Source organism: Paenibacillus sp. PAMC21692 (assembly GCF_014303795.1).
Classification (GTDB): domain Bacteria; phylum Bacillota; class Bacilli; order Paenibacillales; family Paenibacillaceae; genus Pristimantibacillus; species Pristimantibacillus agaridevorans.
Genome location: NZ_CP060293.1, coordinates 3,259,604 through 3,285,357, shown reverse-complemented (window position 1 = coordinate 3,285,357; position 25,754 = coordinate 3,259,604). Strand labels below are relative to the sequence as shown.

23 protein-coding genes are annotated in these 25,754 nt (G+C 53.2%); 7 read left to right on the top strand and 16 right to left on the bottom strand.

Annotated elements, in window-relative coordinates; genetic code table 11:
* Window positions 1-18 precede the first annotated feature (18 nt).
* From H7F31_RS12845 to H7F31_RS12820, 6 genes are all read right to left on the bottom strand, one after another.
* Window positions 19-1,413, bottom strand: coding sequence for an extracellular solute-binding protein (locus tag H7F31_RS12845; RefSeq protein WP_187104497.1), 1,395 nt, complete (start codon window positions 1,411-1,413; stop codon window positions 19-21).
* A gap of 198 nt (window positions 1,414-1,611) precedes the next feature.
* Window positions 1,612-2,667 (bottom strand): response regulator transcription factor, encoded by a 1,056-nt coding sequence (locus H7F31_RS12840; RefSeq protein ID WP_187104496.1) that lies wholly within the window; start codon window positions 2,665-2,667, stop codon window positions 1,612-1,614.
* On the bottom strand, window positions 2,664-4,424 hold the full coding sequence (locus H7F31_RS12835) for a sensor histidine kinase (RefSeq protein WP_187104495.1): 1,761 nt from the start codon (window positions 4,422-4,424) through the stop codon (window positions 2,664-2,666). Before H7F31_RS12835 ends, H7F31_RS12840 begins: the two co-directional genes overlap by 4 nt.
* 195 nt (window positions 4,425-4,619) lie before the next feature.
* A complete protein-coding gene (locus tag H7F31_RS12830; protein WP_187104494.1) occupies window positions 4,620-5,324 on the bottom strand; it encodes a M50 family metallopeptidase in 705 nt (234 codons plus the stop codon).
* A gap of 232 nt (window positions 5,325-5,556) precedes the next feature.
* Window positions 5,557-7,116, bottom strand: coding sequence for an IS1182 family transposase (locus H7F31_RS12825; RefSeq protein WP_187104493.1), 1,560 nt, complete (start codon window positions 7,114-7,116; stop codon window positions 5,557-5,559).
* A gap of 665 nt (window positions 7,117-7,781) precedes the next feature.
* Window positions 7,782-8,612, bottom strand: coding sequence for a TrmH family RNA methyltransferase (locus tag H7F31_RS12820; RefSeq protein WP_261800406.1), 831 nt, complete (start codon window positions 8,610-8,612; stop codon window positions 7,782-7,784).
* A gap of 168 nt (window positions 8,613-8,780) precedes the next feature.
* On the opposite strand from H7F31_RS12820, the gene sspI reads away from it, so the two are divergent.
* On the top strand, window positions 8,781-9,029 hold the full coding sequence (sspI, locus tag H7F31_RS12815) for a small acid-soluble spore protein SspI (protein ID WP_187104492.1): 249 nt from the start codon (window positions 8,781-8,783) through the stop codon (window positions 9,027-9,029).
* A 3-nt stretch (window positions 9,030-9,032) separates the two neighbouring features.
* On the opposite strand, the gene H7F31_RS12810 is transcribed toward sspI, so the two are convergent.
* Together H7F31_RS12810 and H7F31_RS12805 are read right to left on the bottom strand one after the other, a co-directional pair.
* A complete protein-coding gene (locus H7F31_RS12810) occupies window positions 9,033-10,280 on the bottom strand; it encodes an alpha-D-ribose 1-methylphosphonate 5-triphosphate diphosphatase (protein ID WP_261800405.1) in 1,248 nt (415 codons plus the stop codon).
* 122 nt (window positions 10,281-10,402) lie between these two features.
* Window positions 10,403-10,960 carry a GbsR/MarR family transcriptional regulator gene (locus tag H7F31_RS12805; protein WP_187104491.1) on the bottom strand — a complete coding sequence of 186 codons (558 nt, stop codon included), beginning with the start codon at window positions 10,958-10,960 and terminating at the stop codon, window positions 10,403-10,405.
* Between the two features lie 250 nt (window positions 10,961-11,210).
* Between H7F31_RS12805 and H7F31_RS12800 the strand changes: the two genes are divergently transcribed.
* The 3 genes from H7F31_RS12800 to H7F31_RS12790 all read left to right on the top strand — a co-directional run bounded on the left by H7F31_RS12800 (window position 11,211) and on the right by H7F31_RS12790 (window position 14,434).
* Window positions 11,211-12,428: a quaternary amine ABC transporter ATP-binding protein gene (locus H7F31_RS12800; protein WP_187104490.1), complete on the top strand. Its 1,218-nt coding sequence runs from the start codon at window positions 11,211-11,213 to the stop codon at window positions 12,426-12,428.
* Complete coding sequence (locus tag H7F31_RS12795) at window positions 12,415-13,248, top strand: ABC transporter permease (protein WP_087570115.1); 834 nt, start codon at window positions 12,415-12,417, stop codon at window positions 13,246-13,248. The genes H7F31_RS12800 and H7F31_RS12795 overlap by 14 nt, the downstream gene beginning before the upstream one ends.
* 283 nt (window positions 13,249-13,531) lie before the next feature.
* A complete protein-coding gene (locus tag H7F31_RS12790) occupies window positions 13,532-14,434 on the top strand; it encodes a glycine betaine ABC transporter substrate-binding protein (protein ID WP_187104489.1) in 903 nt (300 codons plus the stop codon).
* 177 nt (window positions 14,435-14,611) lie between these two features.
* On the opposite strand, the gene H7F31_RS12785 is transcribed toward H7F31_RS12790, so the two are convergent.
* From H7F31_RS12785 to H7F31_RS12755, 7 genes are all read right to left on the bottom strand, one after another.
* Complete coding sequence (locus H7F31_RS12785) at window positions 14,612-15,007, bottom strand: VOC family protein (RefSeq protein WP_187104488.1); 396 nt, start codon at window positions 15,005-15,007, stop codon at window positions 14,612-14,614.
* Between the two features lie 25 nt (window positions 15,008-15,032).
* On the bottom strand, window positions 15,033-15,902 hold the full coding sequence (locus H7F31_RS12780) for a helix-turn-helix domain-containing protein (RefSeq protein ID WP_187104487.1): 870 nt from the start codon (window positions 15,900-15,902) through the stop codon (window positions 15,033-15,035).
* A gap of 628 nt (window positions 15,903-16,530) precedes the next feature.
* The gene (locus H7F31_RS12775) at window positions 16,531-17,631 is read right to left on the bottom strand and encodes a Gfo/Idh/MocA family protein (protein WP_187104486.1); all 1,101 of its coding nucleotides are present in this window, start codon (window positions 17,629-17,631) and stop codon (window positions 16,531-16,533) included.
* Between the two features lie 116 nt (window positions 17,632-17,747).
* Window positions 17,748-18,473, bottom strand: coding sequence for a ThuA domain-containing protein (locus tag H7F31_RS12770; protein WP_187104485.1), 726 nt, complete (start codon window positions 18,471-18,473; stop codon window positions 17,748-17,750).
* Window positions 18,474-18,671: 198 nt separating this feature from the next.
* Window positions 18,672-19,832: a Gfo/Idh/MocA family protein gene (locus H7F31_RS12765; protein ID WP_187104484.1), complete on the bottom strand. Its 1,161-nt coding sequence runs from the start codon at window positions 19,830-19,832 to the stop codon at window positions 18,672-18,674.
* A 53-nt stretch (window positions 19,833-19,885) separates the two neighbouring features.
* Complete coding sequence (locus tag H7F31_RS12760) at window positions 19,886-20,941, bottom strand: LacI family DNA-binding transcriptional regulator (RefSeq protein WP_397374685.1); 1,056 nt, start codon at window positions 20,939-20,941, stop codon at window positions 19,886-19,888.
* 98 nt (window positions 20,942-21,039) lie between these two features.
* Entirely contained in the window at window positions 21,040-21,915 is an 876-nt protein-coding gene (locus H7F31_RS12755) for an AraC family transcriptional regulator (protein ID WP_261800404.1), read from the bottom strand.
* Window positions 21,916-22,090: 175 nt separating this feature from the next.
* Between H7F31_RS12755 and H7F31_RS12750 the strand changes: the two genes are divergently transcribed.
* Complete coding sequence (locus H7F31_RS12750) at window positions 22,091-22,921, top strand: phytanoyl-CoA dioxygenase family protein (RefSeq protein ID WP_187104483.1); 831 nt, start codon at window positions 22,091-22,093, stop codon at window positions 22,919-22,921.
* Window positions 22,922-23,040: 119 nt separating this feature from the next.
* Here the strand turns inward: H7F31_RS12750 and H7F31_RS12745 are convergent, their stop codons facing one another.
* Complete coding sequence (locus tag H7F31_RS12745; RefSeq protein ID WP_187104482.1) at window positions 23,041-24,105, bottom strand: undecaprenyldiphospho-muramoylpentapeptide beta-N-acetylglucosaminyltransferase; 1,065 nt, start codon at window positions 24,103-24,105, stop codon at window positions 23,041-23,043.
* 208 nt (window positions 24,106-24,313) lie between these two features.
* Between H7F31_RS12745 and H7F31_RS12740 the strand changes: the two genes are divergently transcribed.
* Both H7F31_RS12740 and H7F31_RS12735 read left to right on the top strand, forming a co-directional pair.
* Window positions 24,314-25,042, top strand: coding sequence for a MerR family transcriptional regulator (locus tag H7F31_RS12740; RefSeq protein ID WP_187105329.1), 729 nt, complete (start codon window positions 24,314-24,316; stop codon window positions 25,040-25,042).
* Between the two features lie 14 nt (window positions 25,043-25,056).
* A complete protein-coding gene (locus H7F31_RS12735; protein ID WP_187104481.1) occupies window positions 25,057-25,713 on the top strand; it encodes a GAP family protein in 657 nt (218 codons plus the stop codon).
* The last annotated feature ends 41 nt before the right edge of the window (window positions 25,714-25,754 follow it).

The following is a 25,754-nucleotide window of genomic DNA, read 5'->3' as shown; positions in this document are numbered from 1 at the left end:
CGGCCGCCGATTCCCGCGTTAACCGGCAATATCCTCTAATTCTTCTTGCGCCTTCCGGGCCGCTTCTTCGGCGGTCACTTCCCCGAACATGGCGGCACTCACGTAGTAGCCGACCCGGTCCAGAATTTGACCCATCTTCTCATGCGGCGGAATCCAGGAGATGCCCTTCTCCACCAGCACGTTGGCGTCGTTCAGCGCTGCCAGCTGCACCGGGTAGGAAGGATCGGCAGCCACAAGCTCCTGGTCTTCGTAGATGGATGTCCGTACCGGCACGCCTCCGCCCTCGACGTAAGCTTTGGCATTGACTTTGCTGTTCATGTAGACGATGAACGCCCAAGCCGCTTCCTTGTTCTTGGACAGCGAGGAGATGGACATATTCCAGCCGGCAAGCGCGCTGGCCTTGCCGTCCGGCCCTTCCGGCGTCGGAGCGAACGCGACCTTGTCGTACACCTGCGAGCTTGCAGGATCCAGGATGCGCTTCGCCAGCGCCGTCGCGTCCAGCCACATGGCGCTTTTGCCCGTCATGAACGCGGACAAGGCTTCTTCATGCGTATAGGACACGACGTCTTTCGGAGCGTTCTTAAGCAGATCCACGTAGAATTGCAGCGCTTCGACCGTCTTCGGATCGTTCATCGTTACTTCGCCCGTCTGCTGATTGATAAATCCTCCGCCGAAGTTGTACATGATCGTCATCAGGCCTGATGCCGCATGGACGCCACGTTGCGCCCTCATGGAGACGCCGTACAAACCGTCTTCCTTGCCGTTAAAAAATTGCGCCAGCTCCAGGAATTCATCCATCGTTGTCGGCGCCTGCTTGCCGTACTTGTCGAACAAGTCCTTGCGATAAGCAATGAACCGGGTTTCGCCGGCGGTCGGAATGCCGTACGTCTTCTCCTCGTATTTGCTGATGCCGTTGCGATAGGCGGGAATAATATCCTCGTAATCGAACCAGGCCGGCGTAAGCGACTCGTTTCCGATATACTCGTCAAGCGGTTCGACGACCTTTTTCGCGCCGTATTCGCTCATCCAGAAGCCATCGACCATCAGCACGTCGTACGAACCTGTTTTGCCCGTGTAGTCGAGCAGTTGCTTGTTCTTCAGATACGTTTCCTCCATCACCTCCCACTTCACCTTGATGCCCGTCAGCTTCTCGAAATCCGCCGTCAGCTTCTGGAACGATTCCGTGGACGGATGGCTTGCGAAAGCCAGATTCAATGTGTCTCCTCCATACTGGCTCTTGATCGTCTCTCCCCACGCTTCGATCGTATCCGTCTCCCCCGCCGGCGCTCCTCCGCTGTTTCCTCCGGCATTGCCCGTCCCCGCCGAATTGCCGTTGCCGTTGCCCGATCCGCAAGCGGAAATAACGGCGGCAAGCAGCATTACCGTTGTAAGCTTCGTCCATTTGTTCGACATGTCTGCACACTCCCCTGTTCGATATTCGAGTTATAATACCTCACACCGATATCAGCCTTTTTATGAAATATCGGATGTGACAGTTCAAATAATAACGCGATAAACCGTTTTCAACAATGTATTGTAACGCCGACTCTTGTCTTCTGAAAACTAATTTACGAATTGATACAAAAAAACAAACCTTCATGTAAAGGTTCGTCACATAGTTGAATTATTTTTTTCTTTATACTCGAGCGGTGCAACGCCATAATATTTTTTGAAGATTTTCGAGAAATAGGGGTAATCGTTAAAGCCGCATTGCTCCGCGATATGATTGATTTTGGGAGCGTCCTCCCGCAGCAGTATTTCTTTAGCTTTCTCCAGCCGGAATTCGCTAATGTATTGCGTTATGGGTTTCTTCATGACTTCCCGGAATATTTTGCTCAAATATGCCGGACTTAATCCTCTGTTCTCCGCCAGCCCCGACAAATTTAAGGAGGCATCTCCGTAATTCATGCTGATTTCCGCAATCGCCTCGTCGACGATTCGTTTATTGCGTGGCGCGCGGCTGCCCGCCACAAGCCTGATCTCCTCTCTCAAGATCAGCTTCCAGCTTTGCAGCAATTCTTCGGGCGAAGAGGCCGCCGGGGAAACCGGAATGGATTCCGAGCCTGGCGGGCGCTTATGAGCAAGCATCAGCTCCGAACGAAAGAGGAGACCGAAGTGGCCCATTATCCGTTTCATTTCCAGCAGCGTATGCCCGCGCCCGTTCAAATGCGCTCCCCATCTGTCGATGGCAGCGTCCGACTCCTCCGTTCGTTCGGCGAGCACGCTCTTCACGAGGGAAGCTACCGTCTCTTTCATGAGCCGAATGCTCTCTTCATCCATTCTGGATGTCCATTTGGCCGGATCGTTAAGCAGTACTCTCGAAATGACTTCTTGCAGCTTGTCCCCCGTAATCGGCTTCAGCAGGTAATCGGACACTTGATGCCGCAACGCTTGCTGCACGTATTGAAATTCGGCATATCCGCTAAGCACGATAATGGCAAGCTCGGGATAGATCTCCCGGGCCTTGGCGATCAGTTGAAGGCCGTTCATGACGGGCATCTGGATGTCCGTGATGAGCAGATCGAATCGCCCCGTCTTGATCCGGTTCAGCGCCTCCTCGCCGTTCTTCGCCTCTTCGATGCCCGTTATGTGGCCGCCCGGCTGCTCCAGCAACTTGACGATTCCCCGACGGATCACGATTTCATCGTCAACGACCAACACTTTCATCCGCGTTTTCCCTCCTTCGGCAATACGACCCGGACGGTCACTCCCCCGGTTATCGATTCATGCAGCTCCAATCCGTAACCTTCCCCGTAACGCAGCCTGATCCTCCCGTGCACATTCAGCAGGCCGATGCCTCTCTTGGGCCCGTCATTCCGTTCTTCTTCGGGGACATCGGATTCGCCGTCACGGAACCTCTCGTTCCATAATGTTATGGCGGACTCCTCCATGCCGTGTCCGTTATCCTCGACGCATACGGCATAAGTATTTTCGTCGACCTCTTCCGCGTACAGTTTCAAATAATAATCCCGCTCCCCCACGAACGCGTAATGGAAGGCGTTCTCCACGATGGGCTGGAGCGTGAGCTTCACGATCGGGTACCGGTCGAACGGCTCCAACCCATCCATATCGATCTCGATATGTGGGTAACGCTCTTGTTGGATTTCCAGATACGTGCTTACATGCTCGATCTCGGTCCCGAGCTCTACTTCCACCCTGGGGTTGTCGATCGTGTACCGATAGAAGTCGGCCATCGCCTTGCTCATCCGGCTGACGGGCGGCGCGTCGTGCAGAATAGCCTGGCAGTTGATCACTTCCAGCGTATTATACAGAAAATGCGGATTTATCTGATTTTGCATCGCAAGCAGCATGGCGTCCTTTTGCTTCATCTCGGCATTGATTTTCTCCATCTCGACCACGTAGACCCGGTCGATCATCTCCGACAGGTTGGCGAGCATTTTATTGAAATTCCGGCCTAGCAGACCGATCTCATCCGTATATTTGCTTGAGAATCTGACATCAAGATCGCCGATTTCCACCTTTTTCATCAATTGGAGCAGCTTCTTGATCGGCTGGACCAGCATCAGGGATAACAAAAACGAAATCATTAGCGTAATCAGCAGAATGGCGATGATGACATACGGATTGACAATCTGGATCTGCCGTACTTTATCGGTAATCGCCCCTTTGTTGATATAAGCCTGTACTTGAAAGCCGCTGTAGCTCAGACGGGATTCCGTTCTCAAATAATGCGCCTCGTTCGAACCGCTGCCGTCCGGAAACGAAGAATAAACGATATATCCTCGGGCATCCTTCAACTCGATCAGCAGATCCGAAGCTGCGAGCAGGCGGAAGGCGTCGCTGAAAATACGACCGTTCAGACGGACGGCCAGCAACGCGTCCTGCCCTTCCGCATCGTATTTGCCTATCGTCAAATAGATCGACGTATAAGACCTGTCCTGGTAAAAGAGATGGTCGCGGGTTGGCTTTGACCATATATCGGCTTCCTTCGCGAGAAAGCTTCGATACCAGGAGTGGCTTTTATAATCAATGCCGGGGACCCTGTCGAGGCCCTGATCGTGAATCAGCGTCTCGCGGCCGCCGTTGTCGTTATCCTTGATCAGCAGAAACACGGATTCGACTTCGCTGGAATATTGCCCTCGGAACGCCTCCAGCTTGCTGACCGGCCGATCTCCGCCGGAATCGCCGATCAGTTCGGAGCCGTTGTCGGAGTAATAATACAAATATTGCACGTTCTGTACGACGCGCTGCAACTGGTTGTCCAGATTGAAGCCCGCCTGGTTGATGGAGCGCTGAACGCGGTCGAGCTCGTTCTCTGTAATGATTCGTTCGTAATACTGCTGGTAGATGAACACCAGGCTGAATACGCCGATAAACGATACGACGGATATGGATATGAATATTTTCGTGAAAAAGCGCCGGTTCATCAACCGTCTCACTAACAAATAAACGACATTCCGCATTTTCGCTCCTCCTAATGAAGCTGCCGACACGATGTCGGAGCGATAATGCAGTATTATACCACGAACTCGGCTTCCATGTTGCCAAGCTGCTTAGTGTCCACGTGACCAAACGCTTCTCTTAGCGACATACAAAAAAAAAGGCCCCGGCTGTCATTGGCGATGACCCGTGATGCCCTCTTATGTCCTTTATTATGCCTATATGTTTCTGCTATACTCTTGTACTTGCCCCGAATCCGTCCGTTTTCTTGCAAACAGGCTGCCAAGCGACAGCTTGGCGCACCATAACGCAAACGCTACGAATAGCAGGCCCCAAACTATGGCCGGAACGGCGGTTGTTCCGCTTAAGCTGGCCGCATCGCCTGCGGCAGCCGGGTCGACGACGGCCAAATACAATATGACAAGTGAGGAAACAACGGATTCAACGAGGCACAGAAATGCGATGAGCAAATAATAACCTTTCATGAGCCATGCCTGCCCAGCCAAAGCAATCAAAAGCGTTACAGCGGCAAAACCGGCGCTCCATGCCACGCCGTATCCGTTTCGCACGAACAAGGCAAGCGCCGCGGTGGCCAGCACGGCCACGATAATAAGACCTGCTTTGACCCGCCCTTTCGCGTACATGGAGAAGAGCAGAACGGTAAACAAAGAAGCCCCGATATATCCTGCCAGTGCGATCGGAATCATCATCCAGCCTTCTTGAAATCTCGTATAGGTCACTCCGCTTTGGTCCGCGAAGAGATGGATATGCATGACGCTGCCTTGAAGCACGAGCGCCGCCGCGGCATGCGCAAGCTCATGAACCAGCGTATTCACGTTCCGGAAGAAGGATGAGAACGGGATGAACCGGGTCAGCACCAACACGACAACAAAAATAACGCCTGCTCGCAACCACGAGAACAATTCATCACCCCCAAAAGTCGTTATTATACATAATAACACTTTTGTTGCTGCGGTACCTTATATTAAACGGATTGCTCCTAATCCTATTATTTTATAATCAGCGAACAGATGCAAAGTTGGATAACCGGGAGCATAAATAAGCGGCTGTCTCAAAAGTAAGATCGTTCGCTTATGTAATAGCTCACTTGATGAAAGAAACGTCTAAAATGGAAAAATGGTGGTGCTAGGGAGGCTATCCCTGCACCACCATTTCTGCTTTTTGGTCTATTGCCGCCTTCTTGAGCAAATTGTGGGCGAGCGAAAGCCACCCGACCTCTAGGCTCACTTTTGGCAGGCCTCGAAGCAGAAAACGTCTGAATCCGCGGTTATTCTTTATTTGCCCGAATACACTTTCCGGCTCAATCATCCTTCGAACCGAGAGGGCGTACCCGTCCTCACTTCTGAGCTTCTCGCGTGCTCGCTGCTTGTAACTTAAATACTTCATACTTACACTGATTTCGCGATTTCCTTTCGCTTTCGTGCACAATTCCTTAAACGGACAACCCTCGCAACTCTCGCTCCGATAGTGCCGCTTCCTTAGCTCATACCCACTTTCCGATTTCTCCTTGTTTTCATAACGGAATAATAGTTTTCGTCCTGCGGCGCACGTCCACGTGTCTTCGATCTCGTTGTACTGCCAATTATCCAGCTTACTGATGTCTTGCTTCCATTTCTTCGATTTTTCCTTATGGTAGGTGCTGTACTTCACTAATGCTTCCAATTGTTCGCTTTCCAAATAGGCGTAGTTTTCCTCACCACCGTATCCAGCGTCCGCAATAACCGTTTTCGGCAACTTGCCGAGCGCTGCTTTGACCTTCTCCAAGTGAGGTTTTAGGCATCGCGTATCGGTCGGACGTTGGTGCAAGCTGTACCCGATAATGAACTGGTTCTCTGTTCCGATCTGCACATTGTAGCCAGGCTTAAGCTGACCATTACGCATATGATCTTCTTTCATTCGCATGAATGTGGCGTCATGATCAGTCTTGCTAAAGCTGTTCCGATCTCCGAGAATCTCTTGCTGGGTCTCGTATTTCTGCAGACGAGGCAACAGGTCCTTACGAAGGGCGCGTACCGCTTTTTTAAGGGGCTTATCCTTCGGCCGAGTTTGCAGGTTGGCTTCCAATTGCTGAACGGCCGATTCCAATTTCTCGCTGGTCAACTCGGATGCTTCGCCTAGCTCAGCAAGATCCTGTCCGGTCTGCTCCTGATCTTCTTGTTTTTCAGTCGCTTCAATGGTGGCAAACAATGTTTTTACTTTTTCCTGGAGCTTCGCTTTCTGCTTCACGACTGCCTTACCCCAGACAAACGTGTACCGATTCGCGTTCGCTTCGATTTTTGTGCCATCTACAAAGTAATGCTCAAGCTTTACATACTTCTCAGCAGCAAGAAATTGAAGCACACCAGTGAAGACGGTCTCCAATATGTCTTTCATCCGCTCGGAGCGAAACCGATTAATGGTCCGGAAGTCTGGGCGTTGTCTGCCGGCAATCCACATAAACATGATATTTTCACGGATCGCCTTGGCAATCTGGCGAGAAGAGTAAATCCGCTGTGTATAGGCATAAATGATGACTTTGGTGAGCATTTTGGGATGGTAGCTGTCTCTTCCTCCACCGGGGTAAGCATCCCTGAAGATCTTGTCATCTAAGCGATTGACAGCCTCATTGACTACACGAACGAGGTGATTGCGAGGAATGTCGTCCTCCAAGTCCATTGGCAGATGAAGTTGGTCCATGGTATATTGAATGTACAAAAGAAACCTCTCCTTTTGGTATGTGGTTGGGTGGTACCTCCATTTTACCAAGGAAAGGTTTCTTTTTGTTTTACAATTTAGAGAAAAGGGGGGGCCTTTAGTCAACTGACGATGACTTTTGGGACAGCCCCTTCTTTTAGAGACCGTTATTTGGGAATGGACAGGCATTGTCTGCTCTTTAAAGCTCTCTGTAGAAAACTAAAAATAACTGTCCACTCCCCCAAAACCCCCAATCCCTTCCCCCACGCCGCCTCACCGCCAATTCTGAGATAAAAATTCCTGTCCCAAAAACGCTGAGAAAAAGGCTTGAAAACTGGAAGGAAACTGGTTCAATTGTGAACGAAAACGACTAATAATTCGTGTCCCTGAATGGGTAGAGAAGTGCCTGAGAAAAGCAGGGATCGGTAATTAAAACGCATGGATAAAAGCCTGGGAAATGCCTGAGTAAAACCATATCTACTTCCCCAAAAGCCTTGATTTGGCTGGGTTTCTGCTTGATTACCTATTCGGGATTTGGCTGAGAAATCCCTGCTGTGGTGCTTTATAAGCAGAAAAAAAGACTGGAGAAGTGGTTGGTGAAATAGTCAACCAGGTTCCAGCCTTTGGTGGTTTGGGACAGTTAATTTTAGTTAGAGAAGTTAAAAATAAAATTGGACAGGAATTTTTTATTTGTTAAACTCTCTCTGTCTAGCCGCCTCGAACAACAATACGGTGGTTGCCATCGCCACGTTCAGCGATTCCGCGCGGCCCCGCATCGGAATAATGACGGATTCGTCCATGAGCTCGCGGACAGCGGCCGACAGACCGTTCGACTCGTTGCCCATCAGCAACCAGGTCGGCTGTTTCCAGTCGTAGCCATAACAGCTATGATCCGCTTGAAGGCTCGTTCCGACGCGCTTAATGCCCCGATCGCCCGCGAGCGGCAGCAGCTCTGCGAGATCTCCCTCCACGATCGGGAGATGAAACAACGACCCCATCGTGGAGCGCACGACTTTGGGGTTAAAGAGATCGACGCTGCCTTTCCCCAGCAGCACGGCATCCGCGCCTACGGCGTCCGCGCTCCGGATAATCGTGCCGACATTGCCGGGATCGCGCAAGCCGTCCAGCACGACAACAAAGCCATCCCCACGAAATAGCGCTTCCGCGTCAGTGTTTGGCTTTACCAAAACGGCGAATACCGGAGGAGGACTGTCTGTGTCGGAGCACTTGGCCATGACGGCGCGCGAAGCCCGAATCCATTCGGCATCCATCCCCCGCTCCGACTCCTCGATGTCCACGAGCTCTTCAGGCAATCCACGTTCGTCGTCGTAGACGACGGTTCGCACACCGGCGCCGGACTCGAACGCTTCCTTGATCAGGTGGACGCCTTCGATCAGGAAGAGTCCGGATTTATCACGGTTTTTTTTATCAAGCAACGCTGCCCAGCCTTTGACCCGGTCGTTTAGCGCGGAACTGATCAGCATATGACGATTATGATAACGATTATGATGAGTCATTAGCTTTCCCTGCCTATTCCTTCATATAATGGGTTGCCCGTATGGCACCGTCGATTCATCTCATCCAGTATACCACAACCTTATCCTGGCTTGGATGAAGGCCAAGCGGCAAGGGAATAGTAAGTCGTGCACCGGAAGCAACATGAATCCAGGCGGGAGGTATTGTCAATGAATCCGATAATCGACTTGCGGCAAGCCATTGTCAATCGTGTGCAAGATAATTCCAAGGAGCAGCTGGCAGAGGTGATTGAAGGATCGGTCGACCATGACGAGAAGGCGTTGCCCGGTCTCGGCGTACTATTCGAGATGATCTGGAAGCAGTCCAGCGAGAACGAGCAGTCTCATCTGGTCAATGCCATATACCAGCATCTGCATGGCGACACGGGCAATGCAGCTGCGAATCCTTCGCCCTCTTAAGCGTTAATATCGGACGGAGGACCGATATACTTTAACTCCGCCCACAATCGTATCGGTAACCCACGGCATTCCTTCATACCGGCCAACGATGATGAGATCGGCCGATTTGCCACGCTCGATGGACCCTATCCGGCTGTCTGCCGACATCGCTTGCGCCGGATGCAGGGAAGCCAGACGAACAGCGGCTGGCAGATCGGTCGTCCCTTCGTCTGCCAGCTTAAAGATCGCCGTCAGCAGGGAGGAAGGATGATAATCGGAGCAAATGATGTCTGCCGCTCCCTCGCGAATGGCTTCCGACGCGCTCAGGTTGCCGTCGTGCGAGACACCGCGGACGATGTTCGGCGCGCCAACGCAGACGCGCATTCCTCGAGTTACCGCATACTGCGCGGTCTCCAAAGTGATGGGAAATTCACTCACATTCGCGCCAAGCGCATGCGATCGATTTACCTGCTCAAGCGTATCGTCGTCATGCGACGCGACGCCTATGCTTCGCGATCGCGCCAGTTCGCCGAGCTTCTTTAGACGGTCGGTATCCACGCTTTTGCGACGCTCCGCCAGCTCCTCTACGATCGTCTGGACCTCATCCATCGTGACACCCTGATTTTTCATTACATATCGTTCGAAGGAGCCTGGTTTTCGATATTGTCCGCTCCCAGGGGAGTGATCCATAAACGATAAATAATGGATCGCGCCTTCCTCCACATACCGCTCCGCAATGGGCAATCCGGCGTGATGCGAGATCTCGAACCTCAGGTGTACCAAATTTCGGATCATGGACCGACGCTTATTGTACCGTCCGATCAGATCCACCATGCCAGTTAAATAATGATCGCCCCGCAAGCTTAGTCCTACCCCGAGCGACAACGAATGATACATCGTCGTTATCCCGTGCAATGGCAGCTTCCGCTCGAACTCCATAAGCGCCATCTCAAGCGGGAACAGAGTATTGGGGCGCGGCTGGACTTCCTTCTCGATGGCGTCGCAATGGATGTCGATGAGTCCCGGCAGCACGAAATTCCCTTCGGCATCAACGACGTCTGCTTCGGGGTACCGATCCAGGAACGAGGCCGCAGTCGGCGCAATGCCAGCTCCCCGGTCCTCTTCCTCCAAAATGTCCGTAATCCGCCCATCGACAATTCCAACGGAGCCTTTAATGACGCGGTCCGCGAGCACGATCTGTCCATTGCGGACCAGTATCGGCGTTGAAGGCCGATCCATCAGCGGCAGCGGCGGCAAGTTTCTATTGTTCACGGTTATATTCCGCTCCTGTTCTGTTGAATTTTCGTAAAATCCAAGTTTGTACATGTAGCGTACCATAACCCGCGAGCAAACAAAATAACCGCGGGAGCTTCCCGCGGCCATCTTCGTATCGTCTATTGTTCTTTCGGAATGAAATTATAGATCTCGCCGGATTCGAACGAGTCGATGAGCCTGTCCAGCCAACGATAATAGCTCAGCGCCTCCTCGATCTTGCCCTTGTCGTTCAGCAGAAGCTTCATAAAAGCTTCGTCGTCCTCGTATTGCCCCATCATCGCCCCTATATCCTTCAGCGACCGCTGCATAACGTTCATGTTCTGCTCGACCGCCTTGCGCCACTTGATGGAGAAGAAGTCCGCGAAGTTCTGATGCCAGTCCGGCTCCACCTCGTACAGATCTTTCCTGGAGCCCTTGCCCCACACCTTATTGATCATCTTGAGATCATGCAGCGTACGCATGCCGGTGCTCATCGACGTCTTGCTCATGCCCATCGTTTCGCCCATCTCGTCCAGTGTAGCCGGCTCCTGATTAAAATACATATTTCCATATAAATGGCCAATGGATAACGTGATGCCATATAAATCCATGTTTTTGCCGATCGATTCCACCACTCGTCTGCGCGTTCCGAGCAGCTTCGCGCGTTGTTCATCCGTAATGGCTGCTAATTCATTCATGTTATCCCTCCCAAGGAGCGGCAGCGCCTGTCAAAACCTCTACCGATATTGAAGCATACAACCTAATCCATGTAAAGTAGGTCTTTATGGCGAAATTCGGCGTTATCCGGAGTATACGGTACGTAAAGTTCGTAAAGTTAAAACTGTACAAAGTATACGAAGCCTCAGCGTCTTTGACCATAACAACTTTATCCAGATACACTTGAGGAGTCGATTTTTTACCGGAAACCTTGGAAGGGGGCGTACAAACATGGCCATTATAGAAGCCAGGAAGCTGACGAAAATATTCGGCAATGATCCGAAGAAGGCCATTCCGCTGCTCGATAAAGGCTGGTCGAAGGACAAAATACTAGCGGAAACGAAGCTGACCGTCGGCGTCAATCAAGCGGATTTCTCTATTGAAGAAGGAGAAATCTTTGTGATCATGGGGCTCTCGGGAAGCGGCAAGTCGACGCTCGTGAGACTCCTCAATAGACTGATCGAGCCAACGGCGGGACAACTGCTGTTCTCGGGACAGGATGTCATGAAGATGAACGCGGAGCAGCTCCGCGATTTCCGCCGCAAGAACATCGGCATGGTGTTCCAGAAGTTCGCGCTGTTCCCTCATAGAACCGTGCTGCGCAACGCAGAGTACGGACTGGAGGTGCAGGGCATCGGGAAGAAGGAACGCAAAGATATGGCGATGCGTTCATTGGAACTTGTGGGCCTAAAGGGCTGGGAAGACAGCTATCCCGAACAGCTTAGCGGCGGCATGCAGCAGCGTGTCGGACTGGCGCGCGGACTCGCCAACGATCCCGACATTCTTCTCATGGACGAAGCGTTCAGCGCACTGGATCCACTCATCCGCAAGGATATGCAGGATGAGCTTCTGGAGCTCCAGAGCCAGATGAAAAAGACGATTATCTTCATTACGCATGATCTCGACGAAGCCTTGCGTATCGGCGATCGCATTGCATTAATGAAGGATGGCCGCATCGTGCAGATCGGCACGCCGGAGGATATCCTGATGCAGCCCGCCAACGAATACGTGGAGCGGTTCGTCGAAGATGTCGACCTGTCGAAGGTGCTTACCGCCTCTCACGTCATGGACAAGGCCGAGACGATTACGCTCGACAAAGGTCCACGCGTTGCGCTTCAATTTATGCGCGAACGCGGCGTCTCCAGCTTGTATGCCGTAGACAAGTCGATGAAGCTGCTCGGCATCGTTACGGCGGACGATGCGTCTCGCGCCGTCAAAGAGAATTTGAAGCTCGAGGATACCCTTATGCGTGAGGATATCCCGATCGTTTCGCCGGATGCCGTACTAAATGAATTGTTCGAATTGATGGGCAATATCAGGCTTCCGGTCGCTGTAACGGACGACAATGGCCGCTTGAAGGGCGTCGTGATCAAGGGAGCCGTTCTCGCAGCGCTTGCGGGCAATACCAATGTCGTGACGGAGGGAGGAGATAACCATGAATCTGCCTAAAATTCCTCTTTCAGACTGGATCGAGACGCTCGAGGAATGGCTCGAGAACAATCTAAGTCCGCTGTTCGACTTCATTAAGATGATCATAGGAGGCACCGTCGAAGGGTTGAACAACGCGCTGGACTGGCTGCCGCCACTTGCCGTCATTATTATCTTCGCAGCGCTTGCCTGGTATATCGGCAAGTGGAAGATGGGCGTATTCACCGCGATAGGGTTGCTCATTATCGACAATCTGCAGCTCTGGAGCCAGACGATGCAGACGTTGTCGCTCGTGCTGACCGCCGCGTTCATCTCCATCCTTATCGGCATACCGATCGGCATTCTGATCGCCCGCTACAATGGGCTGCAACGAGTGATCACTCCGGTGCTGGACTTTATGCAGACAATGCCTGCATTCGTGTATTTGCTGCCGGCGGTTACGTTCTTTAGTCTCGGCGTTGTGCCTGGCGTTATATCGTCGATTATCTTTGCGATTCCGCCTACGATTCGCCTAACCAATCTCGGAATCCGGCAGGTTCCGGCAGAGCTGGTCGAAGCAGCCGATGCGTTCGGTTCGACACCGGGACAGAAGCTGATCAAACTTCAACTGCCCATCGCTTTGCCTACAATAATGGCAGGCGTAAATCAGACCATTATGTTATCCCTGTCCATGGTCGTTATCGCATCCATGGTCGGCGCGCAAGGCGTCGGCGCTACGGTCTACCGGGCTGTAACGCAGGTAAAGACGGGAATTGGCTTCGAGGCCGGTCTTGCTATCGTTATTTTGGCCATTATACTGGATCGTTTAACCCAACAGGTGATCAAACGTTCCAAGGCATAAAATATTTTATTAAAGTACTAGTTCAAAAAGTTCGGTTATCAGTACCGAGAAGATTGGATGAAGCTAGAACCTGAGGAGCGGAGCGTAGTGGAAGCTACGTGAGCAATTGCTTAGGTTCGGCAAACCTCGGGCCCCGCGAAAGTATTCGGAATTAACATCGAAGCTTCCCTTCACTTTCGTGGGTTTCAGGAAATATTCGACGTCGAGCATGCTTCTTGGATTACTTCGTAATGGGAAGCGGACTTTTTGAACAACATCTAACAGAAAAGGGAGTGTTGGTTCAATGAAGAAGAAGTGGAATGTATTCGCGGCGGTCGCCATGTCGGTCGCGCTGCTGGCAGGCTGCGGAGCGAACAACGGAGACAATGGCGGAGGGTCCGGAGACGGCGCTTCGAATGCCAAAAAAGAAATCAAGCTTGCTTACGTCGCTTGGGATTCCGAAATCGCGAGTACGCATGTCGTGAAGGAAGTGCTGGAGACCAAGCTGGGCTACAAAGTAGACATGCTGCAAGTCGACGCGGGACCTATGTGGACCGGTATTGCGGACGGCAGCGCGGACGCTATGGTAGCCGCATGGCTGCCGACCACGCATGAATCGTATCTCGCCGACAACGAAGGCAAGCTGGAGGATCTGGGTCCAAACCTGGAAGGTACGAAACTCGGCCTTGTCGTTCCGGCTTACATGGACGTTAACAGCATCGAAGAACTCGCAACGGACGCAACTGTCGGCGATGGCGTCAAATACACCATTACCGGAATCGAGCCGGGCGCCGGCCTTATGATGAAGACCGAAGACGTGCTGGAGCAGTATGGACTGAAAGACAAGTGGACGCTGCTGGAGAGCTCCTCCGCTGCCATGACGCAGGCGCTGGAGAGCGCGTACAAGAAAGAAGAGCCTATTATCGTGACGGGCTGGACGCCTCACTGGAAGTTCGCCAAAATGGACTTAAAATATCTTGAAGATACGAAGGGTGTCTATGGCCAGGACGAGCAGATTCATACGGTCGTTCGTAACGGTCTGAAGGACGCTCAGCCGGAAGCCTATGCGTTCCTCGACAAGTTCAACTGGACCCCGGACGATATGGCCGCGGTCATGATCGACATCGTCGAAGGCGCATCGCCAGAGGACGCTGCGAAAGCTTGGGTCGAGGCTAACGGCGATAAAGTCGACGCTTGGCTGGAGTAACTTAAGCAGAACAATTATTAGCTGAACAATTCAAGCCAAGAGGCGTTGCGGGACTACCCGCAACGCCTTTTTCCATGCAAAAGGAACTATGCTTGACCTCGGATGCCTCATCTTCCAATCACCCTAGGGTGACTTTTTTCTTGGCAACTCTCTGTCACTACCGCTCCTGCCGCAAGCCTAGAAGCCATTATGCTGAAGCAGATCGAATCGATTGCCATACAGGTCCTCGAAGACGACCTCGACACCCCAAGGCACCTCGTTCGGCTCGCCGAGGAACTTCACGCCTGCCGCCTTCATGACATCGTAATCCCGACGGCAATCATCCGTCTGAATGACCAGGTTCACATGATTGGCAACCTGGCTGCCGACTCTAGCCCGCTTCTCTTCGCTGTCCGCGAGCACCAGCACGATGGCAGTCTGACATTCCCTGGATGGAGCTAGACTGACCCATCTCATGCCGCCTCCAAACTCGTTGTCCGCTAACAGCTCGAAACCGGCTTTGTCCCTGTAAAATGCGATAGCCTCATCGTAATCCTCCACCAGGATGGTAACATGTCCGATTGTTCGTTTCATTTTTTCTTCCTCCCTTTACCGATCTCTACTCCATCTTACCTTGCGTTCCATCCCCGCTCTTGTATAAATCCGACAACAAGTTTTTTTCGCTCAAATATTTTGTCGGCGTCGTCCCCACCAGCTTTGCGAACGTCCGATTGAAATGCGCCTGATCGTAATAACCGGCGAGCATGGCGTGGTTAACCAGCTTGTCCGGATAACGGTTCATCAATCGGAGAGCGTTTTGCATGCGCTGGATATCGGAGAATGATTTGGGACTTTGCCCGGTATATTGTTTGAAATGCCGCTCCAAAGTTCTTTCGCTGAGGTTGACTCGATCTCTAACTTCTCCAAGTTGAAGCGTGCCGCCGGACTTCCTGATCCATTCTGCTGCATGTAGGATATCAAGGCGCGGCTCGTCCGCCCGCTTTGCCCATTCAAGCAAAAGCTCCTCAAGTATATGCAGTTTCCCGTCGCTGTCCCTGGTCTCCGACAACCGTTCCTCCAGCTCGTTGATGCGGCTGCCCAGCAGATCCTCCATATTCCATATGGCGCCAGGCACTCCGTCCATAGAATCACACAAGAAGGGAAACAGCCCCCAGGGGTGGAATACGACGCCCAACAGATCAACTTCGCCGCTTCGTTCGATTGAGACATAATCGTTATGCTTGGCGTTGACATGGCTAACCTTGGGAGACCACCGCCTCCCTATGCCGTCGATATAAGTATGGGCAGAGCCCATATTAATAACCATATGATACAGTCCGTCGGGAATCATCTTCGGATTCATCCCTACTACCTCGGCTCCGTCCTGCACAATGTGCCAGATTTGCGAAACGTACCGTCCCAGCAGCGGATGACGGGGCAGACGGTACCGAAAGGACATGCTGCCAGCTGAAGGCTTGGGATTCGTCATGGGTGTTCACCTCTCGCATCCAATTATCTCATACGAGCAGTCAAAGCGACAGTCGGGCGAGTTGAGCATATGAGGCGTAAGAAAGCAGGTTACTTTAAAAGTAGCCGTAGCTGTAACCAGAGCTTCTCCGGCTATTGCACATCAACCCGAAAGTCACTCCGCGGCACACTGTAACCCGATTTTTTCGGGTTACAGCTCCAAAAGTCGCTCCGCGACACACTGTAAGCCGATTTTTATCGGGTTATTAAGCCCAATGTTATTCTATGCGATCGGTCGATGGCGATTTTTCGGCTTGCCCCACTCGCAGCGTCGCTCCGCTCACCTCTAAGCCGATCTTATCAACTTGCACCACTCGCAACATCGCTCCGCTCGCCTCTAAGCCCATTTATCGGCTTGCAACTACTCGCATCGCCGGCATGCCTCTAAGCAGAATTTCTCGGTTTGCATCACTCGAAAGCATACTATAGCCGAACGGATTGGTTCGGGCTACAGCAAGTTACTCAACTATCGGGAACCCCTCCCCCCCGGGCCACCGCGCAAAAAAGGCCAATCCAACAATCGGATTGGCCTCCCCTTGCCTGATCACCTTCAAAAGCTCTTCCAGGCAACGCCGCGAGCGTGTCGTGCCTTAGTCCAGCGTAAACGGCTGCAAGCCCAGCGGCAGCGGCTTCGGACGCTCGCAGCTGCTCCTCATGCTGTAATGCGCGCCTTGCTCCGAAGCGTCGTGGAAGCCGTGCATCGCTTCCAACACATGATATGCGAGCTCGCCGTTAGCCCGATGTTTACGGCCCGTCTGGATCGCCTTGGCCATGTCGGCCGCGCCGACGCCGCGCGCGTTCTCCGAGTAGCCGTAAGTAAGCGGAATCGTCGCCCATTCCCGAGTTCCGGCACGGCATACGAGAATTTCGCCGCCGAAGTTATTGGGATCCGGAACGACCATCGTGCCGCCGCTGCCATACACTTCGATACGCGGAAGCGTGGAGCCTCCCTTCGCATCGAAGCTCGTCAGGATGGTGCCGATGGCGCCGGATGCAAAGTCCATGACGCCGGCAATATGCGTCGGAACTTCGACCTGCACCTTTTGCCCGAATTTGGGCTGGCTTGTAATAGTCCGCTCCGGATAGGAGATACGGGCGGAGCCCGTCACTCGGGTCATTGGCCCCAGCATTGCTACCAGCGCGGTGAGATAGTACGGTCCCATGTCGAACATCGGGCCGCCGCCCTTCTGGTAATAGAACTCCGGAGAAGGATGCCAGTTTTCGTGGCCGCCGCCCACCATAAACGCGGTTGCGCCGATCGGCGTGCCTACCCAGCCGTCTTCGATCAGCTTGATACAGGTTTGGATCCCCCCGCCAAGGAACGTATCCGGCGCGCTGCCAACATACAGTCCTTTGCGCGCGGCAAGCTCCAGCACCTCTTGCGCTTCTTTGCGCGTAACGGCGAACGGTTTCTCGACGTACGTATGTTTGCCTGCCTCCAGCGCCCGCAAATTAACCGCCGCATGCGCCTGGGGAATCGTCAGATTGATGATCATATCGATATCCGAGTCGGCCAGCATCTCATCCACGGAATAACCCCGCACGCCGTATTGCTCGCCCTTCGCCTTCGCCCGATCCACGTCGAGGTCCGCGCACGCGACCACCTGCAACGCATCGAATTTGCTGCCGTTCTCGAAGTAGATGCCGCTGATGTTGCCGGTTCCGATAATGCCCGCTTTAATTTTGTCCATGTGCTCCCATCCTTCTCTGCGCCCAAATAATAGATTTCAATCAAAACGGAACTGCAAACCCTCGTCTGCATTCGTTTCAAACCGAGCTTAGTTCCCGTTTCTTGCCGCAGCGCTTCCTACAGCTGGTTATCCTGCATGCCCGTGTAAGCAGCCCCATTGCCTGCTCCGGCTTGTTCAGCCGCAGTCTTGCCGTCCGCGCACCACAGGAAGCCGCGCCGCATAAGCTCCTTCACGACTGGAATATCCATAATGTTCGCTTGGTGTCCGAGCGAGTTGTAATAAACGCGACCCAGTCCCCAGCGTTTGGTCCAAACGACGGGCATATCAACCGCTTTGTTATATGCGTGCGGCCCCGGAGTGACCGGGAATCTCGTTGTTGCCAGCACCTCTACCGCCGGATCGACATGCAGGTAATATTGCTCCGAACTTACCTCGAAGTCGTCAATGCCATCTACCAGAGGGCTGGTGGAATTGCTGATGTTAACCGTGTAGTTCACGCCGTCGTTGCCGGGGTGGGCCACCCATTGTCCGCCCGTCATAAACTGCCAGTCGACATTCTCCCGGAATGCGTCGCACATGCCGCCATGGCTGCCCGCCAGTCCGACGCCGCTCTGCACGGCCGCCGATACGTTGTCGACGAGCTTCTGGTCGATCCGTCCCATCGTCCATAGAGGAATGATGAGATCCAGCGCCTTCAGCTTCTCGGCGTCCGCGAACGCCTCCAGCGTGTCCGACACCTCCACCTCGAAGCCTTCCGCCTCCAACTGCCCCCGGAAGATCGCCGCGACCTCCTCCGGTTGATGTCCCAGCCATCCGCCCCATACGATTAATGCTTTTCTCATTTGTCCTCCGCCTCTCCGTTATGCTAGGGCGTGTCTGAAAACCCACTCTGGGGCATCTTTCACCGCCTTTCCGCCCCCTGCTTCGTCACTTTTGCTTGACGTACCCCCGGTACGCCTTCACAAAAGTTCCTTGCATGGAACGAAAATTCGGCAAAATCTGCTCCCCTCGGAGTATTCAGACACGCCCTAGTCGTCTATCTAAAGCTCGCTGATCGATACCCATCTGCGCTCCGCGATCGAGCGATCCACCGCTTCCAGCACCTCTTGGCACTTCACCCCGTCCACGAAGTTCGGCACCGGCTGACGGTCTTCGCCAATGGCGGTCATCAGCTCCAGCACTTCATGCGTGAACGTATGCTCATAGCCGATCGTATGACCCGCCGGCCACCAGGCATCCATATAAGCATGCGCGCCGTCCGTAGCCAGAACGCGTCTAAAACCCTGCACATCCTCCGCGTCGTCCGTAAAGTACACTTGAAGCTCGTTCATTCGTTCGAAGTCGAATTTGATGCTGCCCTTGCTGCCATTAATTTCAAAAGCGTTCGTACACCGATGCCCCGCTGCGAACCGCGTCGCCTCGATGCTGCCCATCGCTCCGTTCTCGAACCGCGCCATAAACACCGTCGCATCGTCTACGGTCACGTCGCCTAGCTCCTCGCCGGCTCCGCCCTTCGCGCTTAAGCCCGTCATCGTCGACGCGATCGGCCGCTGCTTGACGAACGTGTCGTTCATGCCGATCACCTCGTCGAACTCCCCTACGAGGAATCGCGCCATATCGATGACATGAGCGCCAAGATCGCCATGCGATCCCGAGCCCGCGATTTCCTTCTGCAGCCGCCAAACGAGGGGGAAAGAAGGATCGATGATCCAGTCCTGCAGGAACACGCCGCGGAAGTGATAGATTTTGCCCAGACGTCCTTCGCTGATCAGCTTTTTGGCCAGTTGAACCGCAGGAGCGAAGCGGTAGTTGAAACCAACCATGTGCTTCACGCCGGCCTTCTCCGCGGCAGCCAGCATTTCTCGCGAATCTTCTAGCGTCAGAGCCAGCGGCTTCTCGCAAAAAATATGTTTGCCCGCCTCGGCGGCCGCAAGCGCGATGTCTTTGTGCGCGTCGCTTGGCGCGTTAATGTCGATCAGGTCGATATCGTCGCGGCGCACCAGCTCCTTCCAATCCGTCACGGCATTCTCCCAGCCGAATTGCGCGCGCGCCGTCTCCAGGCCGACCGGATCGCGTCCGCATATGGCTTTCATCTCCGGCTGCACGGATCCCGGGAAAAACATGGGAAGCGCACGATAAGCATTGCTGTGCGCCTTGCCCATAAATTTGTAGCCGACCATGCCTACTCTTACTTTTGCCATTGGTTACAACCGCCTCTCTAGATTGAATGGAATCGTTCTGAATCCCGCTTGTGTTATGTCGTCTCTCTTGCGATGAGCTGCACCTGCAGCATGGATTCTCTAGCCTTTACTTCATCAACGTCCGCCCCGACAGCCTGCCGTCCCGAATCGAGCAGCTTCTCCGCCGCCAGCTTGCCCATCTCGTAAAAGGGAACCGCTACGGTCGACAGCATCGGACGAATGATCCGCGAGCCGTCAGAGTCGTCGTAGCCGATCAGCGCATAATGTTTGGGAGCTTCCAGTCCTTGCTCCCGCAAACCATGCATCAATCCGATGGCCATCCGGTCATTGGCCGCGAATACCGCATCGACTAATCCGTCCCTAATCGCTTTGCCGACAGCGGTCGCAACGGCAAATCCGCTCTTGCGGCTGTAATTGCCCTCAAACAGAAGGCTGTCGTCATACAAAAGCCCCCTGCCCGCCAAAGCTTCTTTATACCCCTTCAGCCGGTCAAGGCTGTTGGAATACCGATCCGGTCCATTCAAAAAGGCAATACGGCTCCTCCCTTGCTGGAGAAGATGCTCCACCGCCAGCTTGCTTCCATAAACATGATCCGCGTCGACGTATGGGAATGGATAACCTTCGAAGCGCTGGTTGACAAGAAAGAAGGGATGTCCGGCGTCCGCCAGCTCCGCCAGCGCCTCGCGCTCCTCCGCTACATCCTGCGAACCCAGCATAATACAGGCGTCCACCTTTTGCTTGCGGAACAAGGCGGCATAATCGCGCGGCTCGCCCGGCTCCTGAAACATCAGCAGTAAGTCATAGCCGAACCGTTTGGCCCCTTCGCCGATCCCGCTTAAAATTTCCGAGAAGTAATAAGTCGAGAACAGATGCACCTTCGGTACAGACGGTAGAATAACCCCGATATTGCCGCTTTTTTGTCTTGCAAACTGTTGCGCCAATGCGCTTGGCACATAACCAACCTCTGCTGCAGCCCGCAGCACGCGTTGCTTGGTCTCTTCCTTGATGGGACCTACATTGTTTAGCACTCTGGAGACCGTTGCCTCCGACACGCCTGCCAGCCTCGCTACTTCTTTCCTGCTAATGGAAGCAGCCTCCTCGCCTTTTATGTACACGCGTACATTATGGCATGAAACCGTTTTACCGTCAATCCTTTCATTTCACAAAGTGAATCGGCCGCCGCCGTCCTTTGGCGGTGCCGCGCGGATTACGTCGATCTCCGATATTCTCCCGGCGACATCATCATTCGGCTTCGGAACATTTTCGAGAAGTGGTGGATATCCGAGAATCCGCAATAGTCGGCTATCGTTTCTTGCGACAACGGAGTCTCGCGCAGCAGCTCGCAGGCATGGCTCACACGCATATCCAGCAAGTAGCGATGCGGCGTCATGCCGTATTGCGCCTTAAACAATTCGTTGAACCGGGATATCGACAGATTGGCCCGCTTCGCCATGTCGGCCACGCTCACAGATTCGCCAAGGCGGAAGGACAGATAAGACGTGACCCAATCCAGTGCGGTCGTAGCCGCTTTTGAGGGAGGGGCGCTAGGCGCGTACTGCTCCACGATCATCGAGACGATATCCAGCATGCCCGCCTGAGCCTTTAACTGCATAATCGGGTCGTTATGCTGCCATTGTTCGACGACCTTGAGAAATGTATCTCTGAATTTGCCTTCGTGTTTCGGCACCAGCTTGACCGGAATATCGGTCGCCATCAATTCATCCAGTCTCGGTTGCAGCAGATGCGCATAAGCGGACAACTGGGTTTGCCCGGCTTTTGTAGCGAAGCTCTCTTCCCGTCTCGGGTGGTAGAAAATATCGAAATGCGCGAAAGGAGTTACCGTATTCGTTAACCCCGCCAGCTTGTTGTAGCTGTTCGGCTGAATGAGGCAGAACTCCCCCCTCCCCATCCGGTAGTTTTTATCATCTACATAGAAGCGGCATTCGCCTTCCTGCACGTAAATAAGCAAATAGTCCAGCAGTCTCCGCTCCGGCATGACCCACGGCTTTCGAACTGCATAGTCGCACTGGCGGACAAACGGGACGATCGGCATTTCGTTCATCGTTTCGTATAATCGCTGCATCGTAAATCGCCTCTCCGTACATAACGTATCTGTTGTTTCCACTATACCATGACCGTTCATAATTTTCGTTGTTTTTGACAAACTTTCAATTGACTTTGACAAAGCCCTCTCGTCACTTCCGCCTTATGATAGAACTATCTTATTTCATAATTCAGAGTCAAAGGATGTGTAGAACATGACAGAACAAGCAAAAACGTATTACGACATGCAAAACGAATACCCTCTCAACAAAGAGCAGACGGACAAATATCAAGAAGACGGTCACATCTTTTTGACAAACGTCGCAACACCAGAGGAAATCGCGTATTACGAGGATCAAATTACATCCATCGTCATGGAGCTGAACTACCACGACAAACCCGTCTCCGAGCGGGACACGTACGGCAAAGCTTTCATCCAGGTCGGAAATCTATGGCAGAAGAGCGAAGAGGTTAAGCGATTTGTCCTGGCGAAGCGTTTCGCGAAAATCGCCGCCGATTTGATGGGCGTGGAAGGCGTGCGCATTTATCACGATCAAGCGTTGTTCAAGGAACCGGGCGGCGGGCATACCCCATGGCACCAGGACCAAATCTATTGGCCGCTCGACACAGACAAAACGATTACGATGTGGATGCCCTTAGTCCCGATCCCGCAAGAGGTGGGCACGATGTCATTTGCATCCGGGACGCATAAGCTGGGTTACGTCAACAAGCAGTTCATTTCCGACGAATCGCATAAGACGCTCGGACAATTCATTGAAGGCAAAGGCATACCGCAGGTGAATTACGGAGCCATGTCGCCGGGCGACGCTACCTTCCACTCCGGCTGGACGATGCATTCCGCCCCGGGCAACCCGACGGAGCATATGCGCAAGGTTATGACCGTCATCTATATCGCGGACGGGCTGACGGTGGCGAAACCCGACAGCAAGGCGCGTGAATCGGACATGAATAGCTGGTTCCCGGGCTGCAAGCCAGGCGATCCGGCAGCAAGCCCGCTGAACCCGCTCGTCTACAACCGGAAGTAATCGCTTCACGTACTTTCAGTCCGGGCACACATAACCCCGCCAACGCAAAAGCTGCCTTGGCGTCATCGCAAACGGATGGCGTCAAAGCAGCTTTTTTCCCCGTCTCCTTGCGGACAGGCTTACTTCATAATCGTCGTGATCCAATCACGAATTAGTTTGATGCCGTTACCGGGATCAAACGCCTTCATCGTTTCCTTGTAACGCTCCCTGTTCCCGTACAGGTCCATCGTCCGCTCCAGCAGCGAATCCGGCGTCAGCTGCTCTTCCGGCAACACTTCGGCATAACCCAGCTTTCGGAACGATTCGGCGTTCAGTATCTGGTCGCCGCGGCTTTGGCCCTTGGTCAGCGGAATAAGGAGCATGGGCTTGCGGAGAGCCAAAAATTCGAATATAGAGTTCGAGCCCGCACGCGAAATGACGATGTCCGCGGATGCCAGCAGATGCGGCAGCTCGTCGTTTACATATTCGAACTGCCTGTAGTTGTTCGATTCCAGCTTGGCATCTACGCCGCCTTTGCCGCATAGGTGGACAATCTGGAACCGGCTCGTCAGCGGCGACAGCTGCTTGCGGATGGCTTCGTTAATGCGCCGCGCCCCGAGACTGCCGCCCATGATGAGCAGCACCGGTTTATCCCGGCGGAAGCCGCACAGCTCGCGTCCCCGTTCCGCTTTCCCCTGCAGCAGCTCATCGCGAATGACGGGACCTATGTACCGGCTTTTGCCCGGCGAGGTCGACTTCGTCGTCTCCGGGAACGTCGTGCAGATGCCCGAAGCAAACGGCAGAGCGATCCTGTTCGCCAGGCCCGGCGTCATATCGGATTCATGGATAAGCACGGGCACCCGGTTCAGCCATGCGCCGATGACGACAGGCACGGACACGAAGCCGCCCTTGGAAAAGACGACATTCGGCTTCTCCTTGCGAATGATGCGGTAGGCCTGCAGCAGTCCGCCCACCACCTTAAATGGATCCTTCACGTTATTCCAATCCAGGTAGCGGCGCAGCTTCCCTGTCGAGATAGGCCAATACCGCACATCGGGCAGCTCCTCGATCAGCTTTCGTTCGATGCCGCCGACGGAACCGATATAATGTATCGACCAGTTCTCCTGACGAAAGTATGGAATCAGCGCGAGATTCGCGGTCACATGACCAGCCGAGCCCCCGCCCGTGAACATAATTTTTTTCATCCCCGTTAACCTCCAATCACATTCCTTTCATTATACTTTCGTCAGGGAAAAATAGCACGGGCAATCGCATTCTCCCCTCAACTTCACATCGACTGCAAAAAAAGGTTGAATGACGAAAAAAAGCTTGAAAGTGACGCAGCGTCATCTTTTACAATAGAATCATACCTATTTGCGAAAGAAGGTGACGAAGTCGATCTCCATTCATGAAATGTCCAAACAAACCGGCATTACGGTCCGTACGTTAAGATATTACGACCATATAGGCTTGCTCAAGCCTGCGGATAAGACGCAAGGAAATCACCGATTATACGGCGATTCGGAATTGATGAGATTGCAGCAAATCCAGTTTCTCAAAAAACTGGGCTTTGGCTTGCGGGAAATCGAGGACATGCTTGCCAGAGAAGAATGGAACTGGTCCGGCTCGCTAAAGCAGCAGCTCCATTACGTCATAAACGAGCAAAAAAAATTAAAGCAAACGGAATCGGACCTGCGGGGGCTTCTTAATAGCCTCGCGGTTGAAGGAGCAACCAAACGGGAGGTCATCCATCGGCTTATCCGGTCATCCGGCAGCGATTCGGCTATCAAGCATGATTACCGCGCACGAATGTTCGAGGAACGGGAACTCCCCTTGCTGGAACGGCTGCCTAATATGAACAGCGACGATCCCGATTCTCTGGAGTGGATCGCTTTACTGGGTCAGCTCAACAAATACGGGGATTCGGCTCCCGACTCTCCCGCCATTCAGCGTATTATTGCTCGCATGCACGAGAAGTATCTGGAGGAATTCGGCGGCGAGGAGGCTTTTGCGGAGAAGCTGTGGGACATTCGGAAGTCTTCGGAACAATCGGAGCAGATGGGGCTGTATCCCATCCACGATCGGCTTATCGCGTTAATCGAAAACGCGTACGACATCTTTTTATCTCGCTACAATAAGTGATCGGAGGTAGTTCGTTGACCACAGAATTAATTTTATCCGTTGGCGCCTTGTCCCTATTGGACATGCTTAGCCCCGCCATCATCGGAGTCACCATCTATTTGCTGCTCTCTCCCGGAGGGAAGGTGTTCACTCGTCTACTCGCCTATATTGCAACCGTCGCCGTTCTGTATTTTGCCGTCGGAGCTTTATTGATGATGGGACTCGGCACCGTTATGGAATCGGCAGCGGATCTTTTCCAAAGCCGGGCTGTCGGCATAGCTTTGACGATTATCGGCGCGGCCCTGTTTATCGGAAGCTTCTTTATCAACACCAAAAAAAAATATTCGCCCCCTAGACCTAAATCCAAAAACGTCGCTTCCATGGTTGCGCTCGGAATAACTACCTTTGCCATAGAGGTCGCGACAGCCCTTCCCTATTTTGCCGCAATCGGGCTTATGGGCACAGCCGAGCTGACGCCCGTGGAGTGGGTTCCGCTGTTAGCCTCGTACAATGTGATCATGGTTTTGCCCGCGATCATATTATACTTGCTTCATCTAGTTCTGGGACGCCTAATGCGCCATCCGCTTGAGAAACTTGGCACAAAGCTTGCTAACAGCGCCGGATCGACGTTGTCCTGGGTAATGAGCATCGCGGGGATCATCCTGGTTCTTAATAACATAGACAAATTTTAAACTCTTGGAATAAAAGAACAGCTCCCGATGTCAAGCATCGG